Here is a 15351-nt window from a genome sequence, read left to right as displayed (position 1 = left end):
GTCGTTGTGGCCTGGTGACGGGTGGCAGCACCTCAATGAGGAGGAATTATGGAAATCTCTGACAATGGCACGGTTGCGCTCATCACCGGTGGTGCCTCCGGGCTGGGTGCAGCAACGGCGAGGCGGCTGCACGCGGCCGGTGCCGCCGTCGTACTGGTTGATTTGCCAGGTTCGCACGGTGCCGAGCTTGCCGCGGAACTCGGGGAGCGGGCTGTCTTTGCCCCAGCTGATGTGTGCGATGAGGCCCAGGTGCGTGCCGCGGTCCAGGCTGCCGCCGAGCTGGGGACGCTGCGAATCGCTGTCAATTGTGCAGGCGTTGCCACTCCCGGGAAGGTGCTGGGGCGTGAGGGTGTGCTGCCGTTGGAGGCATTCAGCCGCGTGGTCCAGATCAATTTGGTGGGTACTTTCAATGTGGTCCGGCTGTGTGCCGAGGCCATGGCCGCTGCCGAGCCGCTCGCGGGGGAATTCGGTCCCGAGCGCGGGGTTATTGTGAACACAGCCTCCGTGGCTGCCTTTGACGGGCAGATCGGCCAGCCCGCTTATGCGGCCTCGAAGGGTGCCGTGGCGGCCATGACCTTGCCACTAGCCCGTGAACTGGCGCGTTCGCTGATCCGGGTAGTCACCATTGCGCCGGGCATCTTTGAAACGCCCATGCTGGCAGGTTTGCCGCAAGCGGCGCAAGATTCCCTGGGGGCGCAGGTTCCGCACCCCTCACGGCTGGGCAAGCCCGCTGAATATGCGGCGCTTGTGGAACACATTCTCGCGAATGCCATGATGAACGGCGAAACCATCAGACTCGACGGCGCCATCCGGATGGCACCCAAATGAGTTTGCCTGAGAGGGAGTTGCCGTCCGCGGACTTCTACGACTTCGAGGCGCTGCTCAGTGCACAGGAACAGGCCAAGCTGGCACAGTTGCGGGCCTTTCTGGCGCAGGAGGTGGCCCCGCACGCCGTCGGCTGGTGGAATGATGCGCAGTTCCCGGCCCACATCCTGCCCAAGATTGCTGCCCTGGATCTGGCTGCCCCGGACCGCCGCCGGTATAGCCACTTGTTCACGGGGCTGGTAGTGGCTGAAATGACGCGGGTAGATACGTCCCTAGCCACGTTTTTTCTGGTCCACCACGACCTTTTTGTGCAGGCTCTCATTGACTTTGGCTCGCAGGAGCAGCAGGAGCGGATGCTCGCCGATGCCGTGGCGCTGCGCACCACGGGCGCCTTTGCCCTGACCGAACCTGATCACGGCAGCGATGTTGCCGGCGGGATGGTCACCACGGCCCGGCGTGTGATGGGCGACGACGGCGGAACCCACTGGGTGATCAACGGTGCCAAACGCTGGATTGGCAACGGGACGTTTTGCGAGCGGATGTTGCTGTGGGCGCGGGATGCCGAGACAGGGGAGGTACGGGGTTTCTTCCTGGATGCCACTCTTTCCGGGGTGCAGCGGAGCAAGATTGAAAACAAAATTGCGCTGCGGACAGTCCAAAACGCGCACATCACACTCATAGACGTGCAAGTCCCGGAGCGGGACCGGATTGCCCAGGTCAATTCCTTCGCGGACATCAACAAGTTGCTGCTCAGCTCGCGGATCTCCGTGGCATGGCAGGCAGTGGGGCAACAGCTCGCGGCCTTTGATATTGCCCGGGCCTATGCTCTTGAGCGCCAGCAATTTGGCCGTCCCCTTGCCGCGTTCCAGCTGATTCAATCGCAGTTGGTGACCATGCTGGGCAATGCCACCTCTTCGTTGGCCATGATGGTACGCATTGCGGGGTTGCAAGACGCGTCAGAGAGCGCCGGCTCTGGTGACTCCGGGGGTCCAACCATGGCCCAGGTGGCCCTGGCCAAGGCTCACACCACGTCTGCGATGCGCGAAACCGTATCGCTGGGGCGGTCTATTCTGGGCGGCAACGGAATTGTCAGTGACTATTCCATGGCGAAGGTCTTTGCCGATGCCGAAGCCATTTATACCTATGAGGGATCCCACGAAATCAACACACTCATTGCCGGGCGGGCCATTACGGGGATTTCGGCGATCGTTTAGGGCGGTGCCCTCGTTTAGCGCAGGATTTATTTCCTCGGGTCGCGCTCGCCGGCTTCTATGGCCACGGCCAGCGTGTTGTTTGCAACGGGTTGCGGGCAGGTACCGAAGTCACTGAAGGCGCTGGGGTAGTTGATGGCGCGGTTGAAATCCAGCACAACGGAGCCGTCCGGGCGCGGCCTGGACAGTTCAACCTTGCGCCACGGCGCGGTGGAGACGTTGTTGCTGGCGTCATGGAATGTGATCACAAGAGAACCCAAGGCGCCTGCTTCAGCGTCCAACTGGTACTGCGTGCCCGCCAGTTCAAAGGACACTTCACCAACAAATTCGGCGGAGCCGGGCACCTCCGGGTTTGCCGTGGCGATGGCCTCCGCGCGCGGTGCAGCAAAGCGGGTAAACGCCCCCGTCACCACGAGATTCGGGTTGTAGTCAAAAACGGGCACCCCAGCAAAATGGGTGAAGGTGGGTGAGAGCGCGTCACGGGTACGGATCATGTAGCGGTTGGCCCGCATGCCCAGCTCAACCACCACCGAACCATAGGAAACCCAGAGCAGTGACTCTTCATCCACGAGCAAAGCGGTGACGGTGCCATTCACCGGTTCGCCGCTTTTCACCAGCGTCAGGTGATCCTCTGCAGCGGCGGTCAGTGACGCCGCAGTGCCGTCAGAACTCCACAGTCCGGGTATGCCGGGCAAAACGGACGCGGTGGTGGGGAGCCAGTGGAAGGAGGTCAGGGTCAGCCAGCCGTGGGCGTCGGCCAACGAGGTGTCCCGCCCGGAACGGAAGCGCTCCCAACGCTGGGTGAGACGGCTGAGCTCGGCGGTGGGGGTACTCATGATGCTCCTTTGAATGCGCTAAAAACCTCTACCCGTTGCAACGGCGGGGTGCATGCGCGTATTCCGGGCGCGGCGGGCACCCAGTGGTCCGGGCACCTAACGCCGTGGGTGCCCGGCGATCCGGGCACCTAACGATCCGGGTGCCCGGCGGTAGTGGAAGAATAGGTTCATGGCTTCAAACGCAGAATTCAACAAGGACATGGCACGGTTTCCGCTCGGCACCTGGGCCGTAGTGGATTCCGAGCGCACGGAACTTGTCTTCACCCGGCATTATGCAGCATCCCCGGACGCGGTGTGGGCCATGTTGACTGATCCCGAAAAAACCCAAATGTGGTGGGCCAAAGTGCGTGGTCACGCTAAGACGGGATCCTCCTTTGACCTGAAATGGCTCAACGTCAAAGATGTTGGACAAGGCATTGAAACTGACTGGTGGAACGGGCGCGTGGTGGAAGCCGAGGCGCCAGCGCTCCTTGAAATCTCCAACTCGATGCACGGCCGGATTCGTATTGAACTGGTCCCCGTGCCCGGCGGTACGGTGTTGACGTTCCGTAATGTTGTTGCGCTGCCGGAAGAGGTTGTGTTGATGTCGATGGCCGGTTGGCACGTGCATCTGGACCACCTCAATGAGGCCCTTGAGGGCAAAAGCATTGACTGGCAGCACTGGTGGGACGACTTTTACCCTTGCTGGGAAAGCGCCCACGCCAGCTACGCCGCACGGTAGCCGAACGGTAGCCAGCCACGCCGGCTAGCCGGTGGCCAGCCGTAAAAATTCAGCCACAATTTGAGACTGATTGGCACCCGTCACACAAGGCCCAGTAGGATCCAAAAGGCCCTGCCTTGGGCCGCCACCGTATTCAGCGCCGCATACGAGCACCCCAGATTCATAGACCGTAAGGACGCTGACTCATGAGCTCAGACATGCACGCTAGCCCTCAGGGCACCTCCCAGAACCCGGAGCAGGACACTGATCTGCGCCGAGATGTACGCCGTGTCAGCACGCTCCTGGGTGAATCCCTGGTCCGTCAGCACGGGCCCGAGCTGCTCGCCATGGTGGAGCAAGTCCGTCTGCTCACCAAGGAGTCCAAGGAAGCCGCCCGCGGCGATTCCGGCACAGGGCCTTGGAGCGCGAATGACGTCGCAGAGCAGGTCCGCGAGGTCCTCGCCTCCCTGCCACTGGGGCAGGCAACCGATTTGGTTCGCGCCTTTGCGTTCTATTTTCACCTGGCCAATGCCGCCGAGCAAGTACACCGCGTGCGCAGCCTGCGAACACGTGCTGAAAAGGATGGCTGGCTGGCCAAGGCTGTCACCGAGATCGCTGAACAAGCCGGTACGGATGCTTTGCAGAAGGTGGTCAATGAACTCGATGTGAGGCCAATCTTCACCGCCCACCCCACTGAGGCGTCACGGCGTTCGGTGCTGGATAAGATCCGCAAACTCTCCGATATCCTGGCCACTCCCTCCGAGGAAGGCACGTCCGCGCGTACCCGCCAGGACCGCAAACTTGCCGAAATCATTGATCAGATGTGGCAGACCGATGAGCTGCGCAAGGTTCGCCCCACCCCCATGGATGAGGCACGCAACGCTATTTACTACCTGCGCAACATCCTCACCGACGCCATGCCGGAGGTGCTGACCGAGCTCAGCGACCTCCTCGGCGAGCACGGTGTTTCTTTACCTGCCGATGCGGCTCCGCTGCGCTTTGGCTCCTGGATTGGTGGGGACCGCGATGGCAACCCCAACGTCACCTCGGAGGTCACCCGTGAAGTGCTGATCCTGCAGAACCAGAACGCCGTGAAGATTGCCACGGCGCTCATTGATGAACTGCTCAGCGTCCTCTCCAACTCCAGTGCCCTGTGCGGTGCGGATAAGGCGTTGACGGATTCCATCGCAGCCGATCTGGCGAACCTGCCCGGGTTCGATGCCCGCGTGCTGGAATTGAACGCGGATGAGCCGTACCGTCTGAAGCTGACGTGCATCAAGGCCAAGCTGTTCAACACCCAAAAGCGCGTGGCAGCGGACGCGTATCACGAGCCCGGCCGGGACTACAGCGCCACCTCCGAGCTCATCGCCGATCTTGAACTGCTGGAGACCTCACTGCGCAACAATTCGGCAGCGCTGGTTGCCGACGGCGCCCTCGCCTCGGTGCGCCGGGCCATCTCCTCTTTCGGCCTCCACCTGGCCACCTTGGACATCCGCGAGCACGCGGATTACCACCATGACGCCGTCGGCCAGCTCATTGACCGGGTTAGCGAGCTGGGCAAACCCTACGCAGAACTCGAGCGTGCCGAGCGGATGTCCGTACTGAGCGCAGAATTGGCCAGCCACCGCCCGCTGTCCGGTCACCCCATTAAGCTCGACGGCGCAGCGAACGGCACGTACGACGTTTTCCGTGTGGTGCGCCGTGCCTTGCGCACCTACGGCCCGGATGTTGTGGAAACGTACATCATCTCCATGACTCGCGGCGCCGATGACGTTTTGGCAGCTGCCGTGCTGGCCCGCGAGGCCGGTCTGGTCCAGCTCACGGGTGAGAACCGCTACGCGAAGATCGGCTTTGCCCCGCTGCTGGAAACCGTGGACGAGCTGCGCGCCTCGGCGGAGATTGTGGACCAGTTGCTCTCGGATCCTGCCTACCGTGAATTGGTGCGGCTGCGCGGAGACGTGCAGGAAATCATGCTCGGCTATTCGGACTCCAACAAGGAATCCGGCGTGCTCACCTCGCAGTGGGAAATCCACAAGACCCAGCGCAAGCTCCGCGATGTTGCACTCAAGCATGGTGTCAACGTGCGCATGTTCCACGGCCGTGGCGGCTCAGTGGGCCGTGGCGGTGGCCCCACGTATGATGCCATCATGGCCCAGCCCAACGGCGTCTTGGAAGGCGCCATCAAGTTCACCGAACAGGGCGAGGTCATCTCGGATAAGTACTCCCTGCCGGAACTGGCCCGTGAAAACTTGGAGCTCTCGCTCGCTGCTGTCATGCAGGGATCTGCTCTGCATCAGGCTCCGCGCCACTCCGAGGACGATCTGGGCCGCTTTGGGGCGATCATGGAAGTCATCTCTGATGCGGCCTTTGGCAGCTACCGGACACTGATCGAGCACCAGGATCTGCCGGCCTACTTCCTGGCCTCCACCCCCGTGGAACAGCTGGGCTCGTTGAACATTGGTTCACGCCCGTCCAAGCGCCCGGACTCGGGGTCTGGCCTGGGTGGGCTGCGCGCCATCCCGTGGGTGTTCGGCTGGACCCAGTCACGCCAGATCGTGCCCGGCTGGTTCGGTGTGGGCTCCGGCCTTCGCGCGGCACGTGAGGCCGGCCGCGGAGCAGAGCTCAAGGAAATGCTGGATCACTGGCACTTCTTCTCCTCCACCATTTCCAACGTGGAGATGACGTTGGCCAAGACGGATATGGATATTGCCGCGCACTATGTTCGCACCCTGGTCCCTGCCGAGTTGCAGCACCTGTTCGCCACAATTCGCGCCGAGTTTGACCTGACTGTTGCCGAAATTCAGCTGCTGACAGGAGAAAGCGAGCTGTTGGGTAACCAGCCGCTGCTCAAGCGTTCCCTGGAAGTCCGGGATCAGTATCTGGACCCGATCTCCTACCTCCAGGTGGAGTTGCTGCGCCGCGTCCGGGAAGCGGACATCACCGCGAGCGAGGTGGATGAGCGCCTGCAACGAGCCATGCTGATCACCATCAATGGTGTTGCCGCCGGCTTGCGCAACACCGGATAAGCACCGGCTTCGGCTTCCCGTGCTGAAAATTGCGCCCACCTCCCAAATATGCGCCCGCTTTACCTGGCGCATATTTGGGAGGCGGGCGCAATTTTGTGTGTGGCCCACCGCCGATAGGCTGGAGTAATGCCTTCCTTCCGCGCCACCCTTCAGATCACCGGGCTGCGTCCTGGCCACGCCCCCGAGGAAGTTATGGACATGGCCGTTGCCGCTGTCGGTGCCGCTCATGTAGTGGAGGCAAATCAGCTAGATATTGTGGCCGGAACCCCGCGCATCACCGTGCGTTTCATGGTGGAGGCCAGCGAGCACGACGCCGAGAACCAGTTTGCGCGCAACGCTGCGGTATCCATGGCGCACGGTGTGAATACCGTGGCCAGCTCGGGTGCGCTGCGCACCTACCGCCGCCAAACCGGGAAGTGGCTCGCAATCTGAGCAGCCCCATTTGACCGGTCATTGGAGCCGCCCCATACTTGTGATTAAGATCACATAAAATTCACCGTGAGGATGTAAGCGTTCGCTACGCCTTACTTGTAGGCGCCACGATGGCACCGAGCTTGAAAAATATGCTTGAAAAATATCGACACGATGAATTTCGGGAGTGATTATTTTGACTACTGCGCCTCAAAGCAAGAACCAGCCTGCAGCCAACGCCGCTGCAAAGCCCGTAGCGTCAAGTACTTTTGATGCGGCACGGCAGACAGCAACAAGCCGCGGAACCACTACAGTGGCGGACGGTGTGGTGGCCAAGGTGGCAGGCATTGCAGCCCAGGATATCCCCGGTGTGTACGCACTCGGCGGCGGTGCGGCCCGCGCTTTGGGTAGTATTCGCGAAGCCGTCGGTCAGAAGGACCTCACTCAGGGTGTCAGCGTTGAAGTGGGTCAGACCCAGGTGGCAGTTGACGTCACGTTGGTGGTGGAGTACCCGCACCCTCTCCAGCAAGTGGCCGACGATGTCCGCAACGCCATCTATGCGGCTGTTGAAGATGTTGTTGGCATGGAGGTAACGGAGGTCAATGTCTCCATCACCGATATCCACATTGCCACCGAGGATGACGATGAGCGGCCCAGCAGGCGGGCTGACAATGACGAGCAGCGCGTTCGTACCGAGCAGAGCGGCCAGCGCGAAGCCCGCGTCTCATGAGTGCCACCGCTATCGGGGCAGTAGTCGGGGCTGTGCTGGCACTTACCGCCGTGGCCTTCGGATTCTGGGCCATGCTTCTGGTAGCCCTGTGCATGGCGGTTGGAGCGGTCATCGGGCGAAGCATGGAGGGCCGGCTGGATTTCAGGGGAGTCATTGACGCCCTCAGAGGCAAGCGCACTTCCTCATGAATACCGGCCTCATGGATACCGGCCCGCTGGGGATTGAACAGCAGCCAAGTTTTCGAAGCCGGCCACCGATGTGCGCCGGGTACACCAACATTTCGTCCGGCACCTTGGAGCAGCTGATAGCAGCCATTGCCGCCGATGCTTTCAAGGTGCCCTTGCAAGAGGTACGGGCCTCGCTCCATGATGAGCAAGGACAAGTAGGAGTTCGCCTGGTTGTGCCCCTCATGGTCCGGGCGGCTAAGGAAAACTCTACTGCTGTTTTTTCCACGCTCGACGGCGGCACCGTCTTTGAGTGGGCGGCCGCGGCAAGGAAGGTGGTTGCTGCGCGTTTTGCGCTGTTAGCTGGATCAACAGTTGCGCGCGTAGATGTTCGCTTCACGGGAATTCATGAGGCCACGAGCAGGACCGCGGGGAGGGTTCAATGAGAGCCACAACAGCAAAGGGCCCCCAGCAGAGCAACTTGCCCAACAACCAGCAGCACAACCGGGCCATCAATCGCATGAATGCCCGTGAAACCCGCTCGGGCAGGGCTACTCTATCCGTCACAGTGGCTGCCGTGCTGCTCGTGGTAACCCTGTGGCTGGGCGTGGAACTGGTGCTTGCGGCAACTGGCCAGCCACCCTTGCTGATAGCCCCAGCGAAACTGGCCCAGGGATCACTTTCACTGACAGCCGATGCTGCCCCTGGGGCGTTGATCGGAGCAGCGGCACTCCTGGCTCTTCTAGGGTTAACACTGTTGCTCGCGGCGATCCTTCCAGGGAACAAGTTGCGGCATATTGTGCAGAATCAGCGTTCCGCCGTGGTGGTTGACAGTGAAGTGCTGGCGGCCGCGGTCTCCAGAGCCGCACGGACAGCTGCGCGCCTGGCTCCTGAACAAGTCACCAGCCGCATTGGAAAAAAGCGCGTTCTGGTAGTCCTTCACCCCGGCTCAGGCAAAGCTGTGGACTTAGCACTTGTTCGCGAAGCCGTGGAAGGTGAAGTGGCCAGTTACAGTCTGCGTAAGACCCTGGCCTTGCATGTCACCACGGGAACGCAAACGGTGGCGTCATGAATAGCGCCCAGCGCAGGCTGAACCGCACAGTGCTGGCGCTGCTCGCCGTGGTAGTCCTCGGGCTAGCTGTCACAGCGGCGCTGGCCGGTACTGCCCAAACCGGCACCGCCCAAGTCAGCGCCACCCAGCTCTGGGCTCGCATTCAAGAAAACCTGGCGGCCGCCCCGATCCCCGGGACCAACACCAGCTGGTGGAGCGTGGCGGTGCTGGCTCTGCTCGTGCTGCTGGCAGTGTTACTCGTGTGGTGGATTATTGCCCAAGGGAGGGGCCGTAGCTCTTACGTGGCCCGCCAAGCCAGCGGCGCCGGAGACACCACTGTGGACACGGCGGTTGCCGGGCAGCTCATCAAGGATGCTTTAGCGAATAACACTGCGGCGCTCTCCTGTTCCGTGACATCGTGGCGGGCACGGGGTGTGGTTGGCGGGGTGGCGCTCAAGATTAGTGTCCAGGCGCGAAGAGGTGCCTCACCCGCTGACTTAACGGCCGAAGTTGAACACCTGGTCCGTGGTCTAGATGCGCTTCTTGGCTCACAAATCCCTGTGCTGGTGCATATCCGCGCTGGTACACGCACAAAGTTTGGACGTGCCGGAAGGGTGCTGTGAGGTGGCAGGATGGGTATCGCCTACCATCAAGACGTGGCTGCTCCTTATGGGTGCCGCCACCACACCAAATATCCCTGATCCAGCCGCGAACCTCGAAAGGCCCTAGCAGGTGGAACAACAGCAGGATCTCCCGCACAAGCTCGCGGATGCCTCCGATGCCCTCTTGGCGGAGCGGGCCGGCGACGGTGATGTTGCCTCGTTTGATATGCTCGCACGCCGGTACGGTCCGCTCATGCGCGCCTATGCCCGGCGCTTGGTGCGCTCTTATGACGAGGCCGACGACGTTGTGCAGGATGCGCTGTTCACGGCCTGGAGGGACATTGCCGCCTTGCAGGACGGAAGCGCTGTGAAGTCCTGGCTCATGCGCATAGTCTCCCGCCGCGCAGTGGACACCGGCCGCCGTCGTAAGACGCACAGCAACTTAGAGGACCAGTCTGAAACCGCTGACCGGGAGCCAACGCCGGAGCAACTAGCTGTGGCCGGGTCCGCGCGGCGGGCATTGGAAAAAGCACTGACGCGGCTGCCTGAAGAGCAACGAAGATGCTGGGTACTGAAGGAATACGGAGGGCTTTCCTACACGGAGATCGCCGAGGAGCTGGGCATCAGCATTACCAGTGTGCGGGGCCGGCTAGCTAGGTCCCGGATAACGCTAGTTCAGGAAATGGAGGAATGGCGATGAACCCCACGAACGGTTGCAGCCTGCACATCGCGGACCTCAGCGACTACCTAGACACTGGCACCTCACCTGACGCGGCTCACATAGAGAACTGTCCGCAGTGCCACGCGCGTCTTGCCGGGCTGCGCAGCCTCAGCGCCGCAGCTCATGAACTCATGGACGACGACGTTGCTTCCGCCACATCCGATGCCGGCTGGCTGGACGGCATCCTGGCCAGTCTGCGCTTGGAAACCAGGGCCGGACGCCCCATCCCGTTACAAGGTGGTCCCGATGATGAACTCACGGAAACGGAAGGTGCTGTCATTGCGCTGGTCCGTTCAGTGGGGGATTCTTTGGGAGGAGTACTCATAGGCCGCTGCCGTTTGGAGGGGGAGGTCAGTGTCCCCGGGGCGCCCGTGGAGGTGCGGATCCATGTTTCCGCCCGCTATGGCTACCCGCTGCCAACACTGGCACAACAATTGCGGGAAGCAGTGTGGGCGCAATTGTTGGTGCACACGGAGCTGAACGTGATGGCTGTGCACGTGGCATTTACAGATTTGCGCCCGCCGTTGGATGAGGCTTTTGCCCAGGAGAGCGAAGACTTCGGAGAGAGCGGACGCTCCGGAGGCCCGGCCGGCTTGGGGGAGGATTCGGAATGAGCATGGAAGAGGAAATTCGCCAGTTGGTGCTGTCCATGGACGGGGTTGCCACCGTCTATGCGGCCGATCCGCTGTGGCTGACAACCGTGAAACGCCTGGGCTTACTGTTGGAGCAAGGCACTGAGGAGCTGGCTCACTTTGTGGTGTGCTCGGGCGGTATTGAAGAATTCCCCCTGGTTGACACAACTGCCACCGGGGACGGAACTGGCGCCCTGACCATCAGAACACGGATTGGTACCGACGGTTCGCTGCCAGCACCTGCCACGGCGCGTGCGGTGGCGGATGCGATTCGTGTCTTTGCCACGGAAAATTATCCGTTCCTGAGCGTCAAGGCGATCGTAGAAGTTTCCACGATCGGCGTTTGAGCAGTTTCATTGGGCGCGGGCGTCCGGACCTGCCAGCGTGCTCTCCGTATGCGCAGCGGTGGCTGCCAACTAGGCGCCACAGTGACAGCTGCGTCTAGTTGTGGTCTGGGAACTGTGCCAGTTCCAGCTTCGAGAAGTACTTCACCGCTTCACGGGTCAGCGGGTCCTGGAATGAAATGCTGTGGGCCAGCAATTGCAACGGCTTGCTGTAGTCATCGGGGGCTTGTTCGTGAAGGACCGGATAAAACGGATCATTGAGAATTCCCAGGCCCTGCGAGGCAAGATGCACCCGCAATTGGTGGGTTTTACCCGTGTGTGGCGCCAGATCGTAGAGTCCTAGGGTCTGCCCGGACGCATCGACCCGGGTGTCCATGAGCTCAATCCGGGTCTCCGCATTCGGCTCGCCTTCGACCTCCTGGGCCAGCAAATACGTGCGCGATTTGATCATGCGGCTGCGTACTACCAGAGGAAACTTCAGGTCATCACGGACCGGTGCCACGGCCCTATAGGTCTTTTCGATGCGCCGTTTTTCAAAGAGTGTCTGATATTTGCCGCGAGTTTCCGGGTTCGCTGAGAACAGCAACACCCCGGCTGTCATGCGGTCCAAACGGTGAATAGGCACCAGCTCCGGTAGGTCCAGCAGCACGCGCAGCCGTACCAGGGCTGATTCCTGCACGTACATGCCGCCAGGCGTAGTGGGTAGGAAGTGCGGCTTGTCCACAACCACCAGATGCTCGTCCTGGTGGAGTATGGATAGTTCCACGGGCAGCCGCTTCTCCACGGGCAGCTCGCGGTAGTACCAAATGAACATGTGCTCGTTCAGCGCCGTGGTGGGTGTGACGATCTCCCCGTCGAGGGCCTTCACCTCGCCACGTTCAAAACGCTCCACAATTCCCGCCGGGTCCACATGACTAAACCTATCCAGCACATACTCCATGGCCGTTGCCCAGGGGCCTTCAACGGGGATGCGCATGCGGGTGGCATTGACGCCATTGCGCACGGGAAGGGGAGATTTCATCACCTTTCAAGGGTACCGAGGGTTACGCACTGACCCGACCATGCCCGTGGATGGATAGTTCTCACCATCCCGAATAGGCTGCTTTATTGGTAGCGTGAGCACCTCAGAGCACGGTGGGAGGAGCCCTATGTCGGGGAAGATGCTGGGAGCGGACCCCGAACAGTTGCGGCTGTTCGCCAAGGACATGACGGCTGCCGGAAACAATCTGCGGCATACCGCGATGACCTTGACGCACGTTATTTCTGCGGCCCAATGGTATGGACCGGATGCGGATAATTTTCGCAGGACTTGGTCAGGGCACAAAAGATCCATAGCCCAGATAGTCAACGGCATGAATGATGCTTCAGCCAGCTTGCTGCGCAATGCACAAGAGCAGGAAAACGCCAGTTCTGCCAATTCCTTGGGCACCCACGGTTCGGGCGGCCTTCCCAATACCGGCCCGCCCAATGCCGGTCCCACCGCGGCGGAGGTGAGCGCTGCAGCTCAGGAGCTCACTGACAAGCTCAACGCCATGACGGCGCAGGAACGGATCAGCTACCTCCAAGGCGATGATTTCAAACGGTGGGCCGCGGAAAACTCGGCGGCAGCCAAACAGGCCATGGATGACGCCGTTGCTCAGGGCCTGATTCTGGAAAAGTCACCGGAGTACAAGAGTTTCCTGAATGACTATTGGAACAATCTGGCGATGGAAAGGATGGGCATAGACCCATCGCAGTGGGACACGTCCAAGGGAACGGCACACAACTGGGAGACCATCAAGAAGGTCTACGACTTCTACGGTCAACAATTTCTGGCCAACCCAGATCTGCAGTGGGCAGGCATGGCGAACATGATTGGCCCCTCCTTCGCAGGAGGTTTCAAGGACATGGACATGGTGCGCACCATCGCCCAAGAGGTTCTCAAAGGCCCCATCGATAAGATTCCCCTTGACCAGTTGCAGTGGCTGCGAGACGTCGCGGCCATGCCGGATGACGAAGTTAAGTTCTATGAAGTTGCCATGCTGGATATGAACAAGGAAATCTTCCTCGATCAGGCCCGCCAGCACATGGCTTATGAGCATGGCGGGCTCACAGAAATTGATCGGCTCAACGCCTCCGGTGCCATCAGCAGGGAAACAGCCCAGGCCTGGCATGACATCGACTCCGGGGATCCGGAACGCATCAAGCACGGCAATACTGTGCTGTTGGATCGGGAACAGAACCAAATCATCAAGGACGACTACGACTTCATGGGTCAACGGCCAGGAACCGGGGAGGCCGTGACCTATCTGGTCACGCTCGTGGGCGAGCCTTCCATCCCTGGAGCCAAGAGCTTTCCGGAGGTTTTCCCCTATATTTTCAACGTTGAATCGCCCGGCCCCAAGGACGTCCCTGGCACCCACTGGGATAACCCGCTTCAATTCCGCACTGAAGTAACCACGGGCCTGCCGGACGGTAACATTGCCAATCAAGAACAACGCTGGGCCTTGATCACCAAGGACACGCTGCCTCAGTATCAGGAGTTGTTGGCCAACGATCCTGCGAGAGCACGCGAGATCATCAGCTCAGACTTTAACCAAAGGGTGGAACAATCCCGGCCGAGCCACAACATTGCACCGATCGTCAAAAGAATTTTGGACGGATTTCAGGTGGAGGTCCACCAACGATGACTCAACCAGCGATGACCCAACAAGCGATGACCCAACAAGGTGTGCCCAACCGTTCCAACACCACCCGTAGCGCGCCCCGCTCCACCCTCTGGCTCCTCATGGCGGCGCTCGCATGCTTCGCCTTGACCGGATGCGGATTTACTCTGGGCGGCCCGTCCACCAACACAAAGGAGGCTCCCATGCCGACCACCGAATTTTCTTTGCTGAATGAGCAGGGCGTTGCCCAGATCAAAGAAAGCAAGTCAATCCGCCTCGACTTCCGCACGGGCGCCTTGATCAAGCACGAGGTCGGCCTGCCGGACTCGGCGTATGGGCCCGAGTTGGTTGCCCCGCGGGGACAGAAATTTCTTCTGAGCATTGTAGGCAGTGAGGGTACGGTGACAGCGGAGACGGACCACGTCCGCTTCACCACCACCGACACCATGCCCACCTTGGACATCATTTACTACTTTTTGACCGCTGACACGGGCGAAGAGTACTTCGCGCTGGTGCGTGAGGGCGTGGAGAAATATGGGATTGACCGGGCAGATGCCGAGAACTGGATTGACAGTGTCAAGGCCCGCCCCGATGAAAAGCACGAGTATGTGCTCACGCCTGGGTTCTCTCCGGGGTTCGGTGTCACCTATGATCTTCGCTATGACGGCAGCAAAGCGACACAGGTCATTATTGTCTCGGTGTCCGCCAGCTAACCAGCTAAGTAGCCGCACTGCATCACCAAGGAAATGGGCGTGACATGGCGAAATCGCAGGACACCACTTTGTGGGCTTTGGTGCACGCAGAGAGGGCAGCGCTGGCAGAGGATTTAGCGCTCCTCTCGCCGGAGCAATGGCACCAGCCAAGCCTGTGTGAAACGTGGGATGTTCAGCATGTGCTGGCGCATCTGAGCGCTGCGGCCAGCACTGGCCAGTGGGCGTGGATTTCCAGCATGCTTGGCGCCCGGTTTCGGCCCGCTGTGCACAATCAGCGGCGGTTGGCGAAGCACCTAGGTGTCACTCCGTCGGAAACCCTGGAGAACTTTCGGGCCGTTATCAACAGCACCGTTGCGCCGAGCTCGGACACGGCCGCCTACCTCGGTGAGGTTGTGGTGCATGCCCAGGATATTCGCCGTCCGCTGGGACTGGCGCGGACTCCGTCATTAGCAGCGTTGACCCCGGTTGCGGAATTTTACGCGAGCCGCAATTTCGCCGTGCCTAGCCGCAGTAACGCCGCCGGGCTGCAACTGCGGGCGGAGGATGGGCCCTTCACTGCAGGGGCAGGAGCTCTTGTCACAGGCCCCACACTGGCTCTGGTGATGGTCATGGCCGGGCGCACCGCGTACCTGAGCGAGCTGAACGGCCCGGGCGTGGGCGTTCTTCGCGAACGCCTGGAACAAAAACGCAGCTAAGAATCAGCTCAGCGCCCTGGCAGGCTTGAAAAGCCCAAACGGACG

At 61.0% G+C, this 15351-nt stretch carries 18 protein-coding genes; 16 read left to right on the top strand and 2 right to left on the bottom strand.

Translation table 11 applies throughout. The features are described from left to right. The first annotated feature begins 48 nt into the window (after positions 1-48). Together CVS29_RS04015 and CVS29_RS04010 are read left to right on the top strand one after the other, a co-directional pair. A complete protein-coding gene (locus tag CVS29_RS04015) occupies positions 49-828 on the top strand; it encodes an SDR family NAD(P)-dependent oxidoreductase (protein WP_110105059.1) in 780 nt (259 codons plus the stop codon). Beyond that, the gene (locus CVS29_RS04010) at positions 825-2039 is read left to right on the top strand and encodes an acyl-CoA dehydrogenase family protein (protein WP_110105058.1); all 1215 of its coding nucleotides are present in this window, start codon (positions 825-827) and stop codon (positions 2037-2039) included. Before CVS29_RS04015 ends, CVS29_RS04010 begins: the two co-directional genes overlap by 4 nt. Positions 2040-2065: 26 nt before the next feature. On the opposite strand, the gene CVS29_RS04005 is transcribed toward CVS29_RS04010, so the two are convergent. Then, positions 2066-2872 carry a DUF1684 domain-containing protein gene (locus CVS29_RS04005; protein WP_110105057.1) on the bottom strand — a complete coding sequence of 269 codons (807 nt, stop codon included), beginning with the start codon at positions 2870-2872 and terminating at the stop codon, positions 2066-2068. A 169-nt stretch (positions 2873-3041) separates the two neighbouring features. Between CVS29_RS04005 and CVS29_RS04000 the strand changes: the two genes are divergently transcribed. From CVS29_RS04000 to CVS29_RS03950, 11 genes are all read left to right on the top strand, one after another. Next, positions 3042-3593: an SRPBCC domain-containing protein gene (locus CVS29_RS04000; protein WP_110105056.1), complete on the top strand. Its 552-nt coding sequence runs from the start codon at positions 3042-3044 to the stop codon at positions 3591-3593. 185 nt (positions 3594-3778) lie between these two features. Then, positions 3779-6598 (top strand): phosphoenolpyruvate carboxylase, encoded by a 2820-nt coding sequence (ppc, locus tag CVS29_RS03995; protein ID WP_179442320.1) that lies wholly within the window; start codon positions 3779-3781, stop codon positions 6596-6598. A 126-nt stretch (positions 6599-6724) separates the two neighbouring features. Next, entirely contained in the window at positions 6725-7030 is a 306-nt protein-coding gene (locus tag CVS29_RS03990) for a hypothetical protein (protein ID WP_110105055.1), read from the top strand. Positions 7031-7205: 175 nt separating this feature from the next. Then, on the top strand, positions 7206-7739 hold the full coding sequence (locus CVS29_RS03985) for an Asp23/Gls24 family envelope stress response protein (RefSeq protein WP_218867976.1): 534 nt from the start codon (positions 7206-7208) through the stop codon (positions 7737-7739). Further along, complete coding sequence (locus CVS29_RS03980; protein WP_110105054.1) at positions 7736-7927, top strand: DUF2273 domain-containing protein; 192 nt, start codon at positions 7736-7738, stop codon at positions 7925-7927. Before CVS29_RS03985 ends, CVS29_RS03980 begins: the two co-directional genes overlap by 4 nt. Next, positions 7924-8349 carry a hypothetical protein gene (locus CVS29_RS03975; RefSeq protein WP_146212991.1) on the top strand — a complete coding sequence of 142 codons (426 nt, stop codon included), beginning with the start codon at positions 7924-7926 and terminating at the stop codon, positions 8347-8349. The genes CVS29_RS03980 and CVS29_RS03975 overlap by 4 nt, the downstream gene beginning before the upstream one ends. Beyond that, entirely contained in the window at positions 8346-8975 is a 630-nt protein-coding gene (locus CVS29_RS03970) for a hypothetical protein (RefSeq protein WP_110105052.1), read from the top strand. The genes CVS29_RS03975 and CVS29_RS03970 overlap by 4 nt, the downstream gene beginning before the upstream one ends. After that, positions 8972-9577 carry a hypothetical protein gene (locus CVS29_RS03965; protein WP_110105051.1) on the top strand — a complete coding sequence of 202 codons (606 nt, stop codon included), beginning with the start codon at positions 8972-8974 and terminating at the stop codon, positions 9575-9577. The genes CVS29_RS03970 and CVS29_RS03965 overlap by 4 nt, the downstream gene beginning before the upstream one ends. Before the next feature lie 109 nt (positions 9578-9686). After that, positions 9687-10256 carry an RNA polymerase sigma factor gene (locus CVS29_RS03960; RefSeq protein WP_245932056.1) on the top strand — a complete coding sequence of 190 codons (570 nt, stop codon included), beginning with the start codon at positions 9687-9689 and terminating at the stop codon, positions 10254-10256. Beyond that, complete coding sequence (locus CVS29_RS03955; RefSeq protein ID WP_110105050.1) at positions 10253-10891, top strand: Asp23/Gls24 family envelope stress response protein; 639 nt, start codon at positions 10253-10255, stop codon at positions 10889-10891. Before CVS29_RS03960 ends, CVS29_RS03955 begins: the two co-directional genes overlap by 4 nt. Continuing rightward, positions 10888-11256: a hypothetical protein gene (locus CVS29_RS03950; RefSeq protein WP_146212990.1), complete on the top strand. Its 369-nt coding sequence runs from the start codon at positions 10888-10890 to the stop codon at positions 11254-11256. The genes CVS29_RS03955 and CVS29_RS03950 overlap by 4 nt, the downstream gene beginning before the upstream one ends. A gap of 94 nt (positions 11257-11350) precedes the next feature. Here the strand turns inward: CVS29_RS03950 and CVS29_RS03945 are convergent, their stop codons facing one another. After that, on the bottom strand, positions 11351-12274 hold the full coding sequence (locus tag CVS29_RS03945) for a pseudouridine synthase (protein ID WP_110105048.1): 924 nt from the start codon (positions 12272-12274) through the stop codon (positions 11351-11353). Positions 12275-12401: 127 nt separating this feature from the next. Between CVS29_RS03945 and CVS29_RS03940 the strand changes: the two genes are divergently transcribed. Genes CVS29_RS03940 through CVS29_RS03930 form a run of 3 tightly spaced genes read left to right on the top strand, consistent with a single transcriptional unit; the run spans position 12402 to position 15306 of the window. Further along, on the top strand, positions 12402-13922 hold the full coding sequence (locus tag CVS29_RS03940; RefSeq protein ID WP_110105047.1) for a WXG100 family type VII secretion target: 1521 nt from the start codon (positions 12402-12404) through the stop codon (positions 13920-13922). Continuing rightward, positions 13919-14611, top strand: a complete 693-nt coding sequence (locus CVS29_RS03935; RefSeq protein ID WP_146212989.1) for a hypothetical protein — start codon at positions 13919-13921, stop codon at positions 14609-14611. Before CVS29_RS03940 ends, CVS29_RS03935 begins: the two co-directional genes overlap by 4 nt. 44 nt (positions 14612-14655) lie before the next feature. After that, positions 14656-15306 carry a maleylpyruvate isomerase family mycothiol-dependent enzyme gene (locus CVS29_RS03930; RefSeq protein WP_110105045.1) on the top strand — a complete coding sequence of 217 codons (651 nt, stop codon included), beginning with the start codon at positions 14656-14658 and terminating at the stop codon, positions 15304-15306. Positions 15307-15351 lie beyond the last annotated feature (45 nt).

Origin of the sequence: Arthrobacter psychrochitiniphilus (genome assembly GCF_003185915.1) — a bacterium.
GTDB lineage: Bacteria > Actinomycetota > Actinomycetes > Actinomycetales > Micrococcaceae > Specibacter > Specibacter psychrochitiniphilus.
The sequence above is the reverse complement of the archived record's forward strand: the minus strand, read 5'-3'. Positions and strand labels throughout refer to the sequence as shown.

Bases quoted from the DNA above. Each gene is read 5' to 3' on its own strand.
- CVS29_RS04010 (WP_110105058.1), top strand. From the start codon at position 825: ATGAGTTTGCCTGAGAGGGAGTTGCCGTCCGCGGACTTCTACGACTTC.
- CVS29_RS03975 (WP_146212991.1), top strand. From the start codon at position 7,924: ATGAATACCGGCCTCATGGATACCGGCCCGCTGGGGATTGAACAGCAG.
- CVS29_RS03935 (WP_146212989.1), top strand. From the start codon at position 13,919: ATGACTCAACCAGCGATGACCCAACAAGCGATGACCCAACAAGGTGTG.
- CVS29_RS03955 (WP_110105050.1), top strand. From the start codon at position 10,253: ATGAACCCCACGAACGGTTGCAGCCTGCACATCGCGGACCTCAGCGAC.
- CVS29_RS03930 (WP_110105045.1), top strand. From the start codon at position 14,656: ATGGCGAAATCGCAGGACACCACTTTGTGGGCTTTGGTGCACGCAGAG.
- CVS29_RS03990 (WP_110105055.1), top strand. From the start codon at position 6,725: ATGCCTTCCTTCCGCGCCACCCTTCAGATCACCGGGCTGCGTCCTGGC.
- CVS29_RS04005 (WP_110105057.1), bottom strand. From the start codon at position 2,872: ATGAGTACCCCCACCGCCGAGCTCAGCCGTCTCACCCAGCGTTGGGAG.
- CVS29_RS04015 (WP_110105059.1), top strand. From the start codon at position 49: ATGGAAATCTCTGACAATGGCACGGTTGCGCTCATCACCGGTGGTGCC.
- CVS29_RS04000 (WP_110105056.1), top strand. From the start codon at position 3,042: ATGGCTTCAAACGCAGAATTCAACAAGGACATGGCACGGTTTCCGCTC.
- CVS29_RS03940 (WP_110105047.1), top strand. From the start codon at position 12,402: ATGTCGGGGAAGATGCTGGGAGCGGACCCCGAACAGTTGCGGCTGTTC.
- CVS29_RS03945 (WP_110105048.1), bottom strand. From the start codon at position 12,274: ATGAAATCTCCCCTTCCCGTGCGCAATGGCGTCAATGCCACCCGCATG.
- CVS29_RS03980 (WP_110105054.1), top strand. From the start codon at position 7,736: ATGAGTGCCACCGCTATCGGGGCAGTAGTCGGGGCTGTGCTGGCACTT.
- CVS29_RS03965 (WP_110105051.1), top strand. From the start codon at position 8,972: ATGAATAGCGCCCAGCGCAGGCTGAACCGCACAGTGCTGGCGCTGCTC.
- CVS29_RS03970 (WP_110105052.1), top strand. From the start codon at position 8,346: ATGAGAGCCACAACAGCAAAGGGCCCCCAGCAGAGCAACTTGCCCAAC.
- CVS29_RS03950 (WP_146212990.1), top strand. From the start codon at position 10,888: ATGAGCATGGAAGAGGAAATTCGCCAGTTGGTGCTGTCCATGGACGGG.
- ppc (WP_179442320.1), top strand. From the start codon at position 3,779: ATGAGCTCAGACATGCACGCTAGCCCTCAGGGCACCTCCCAGAACCCG.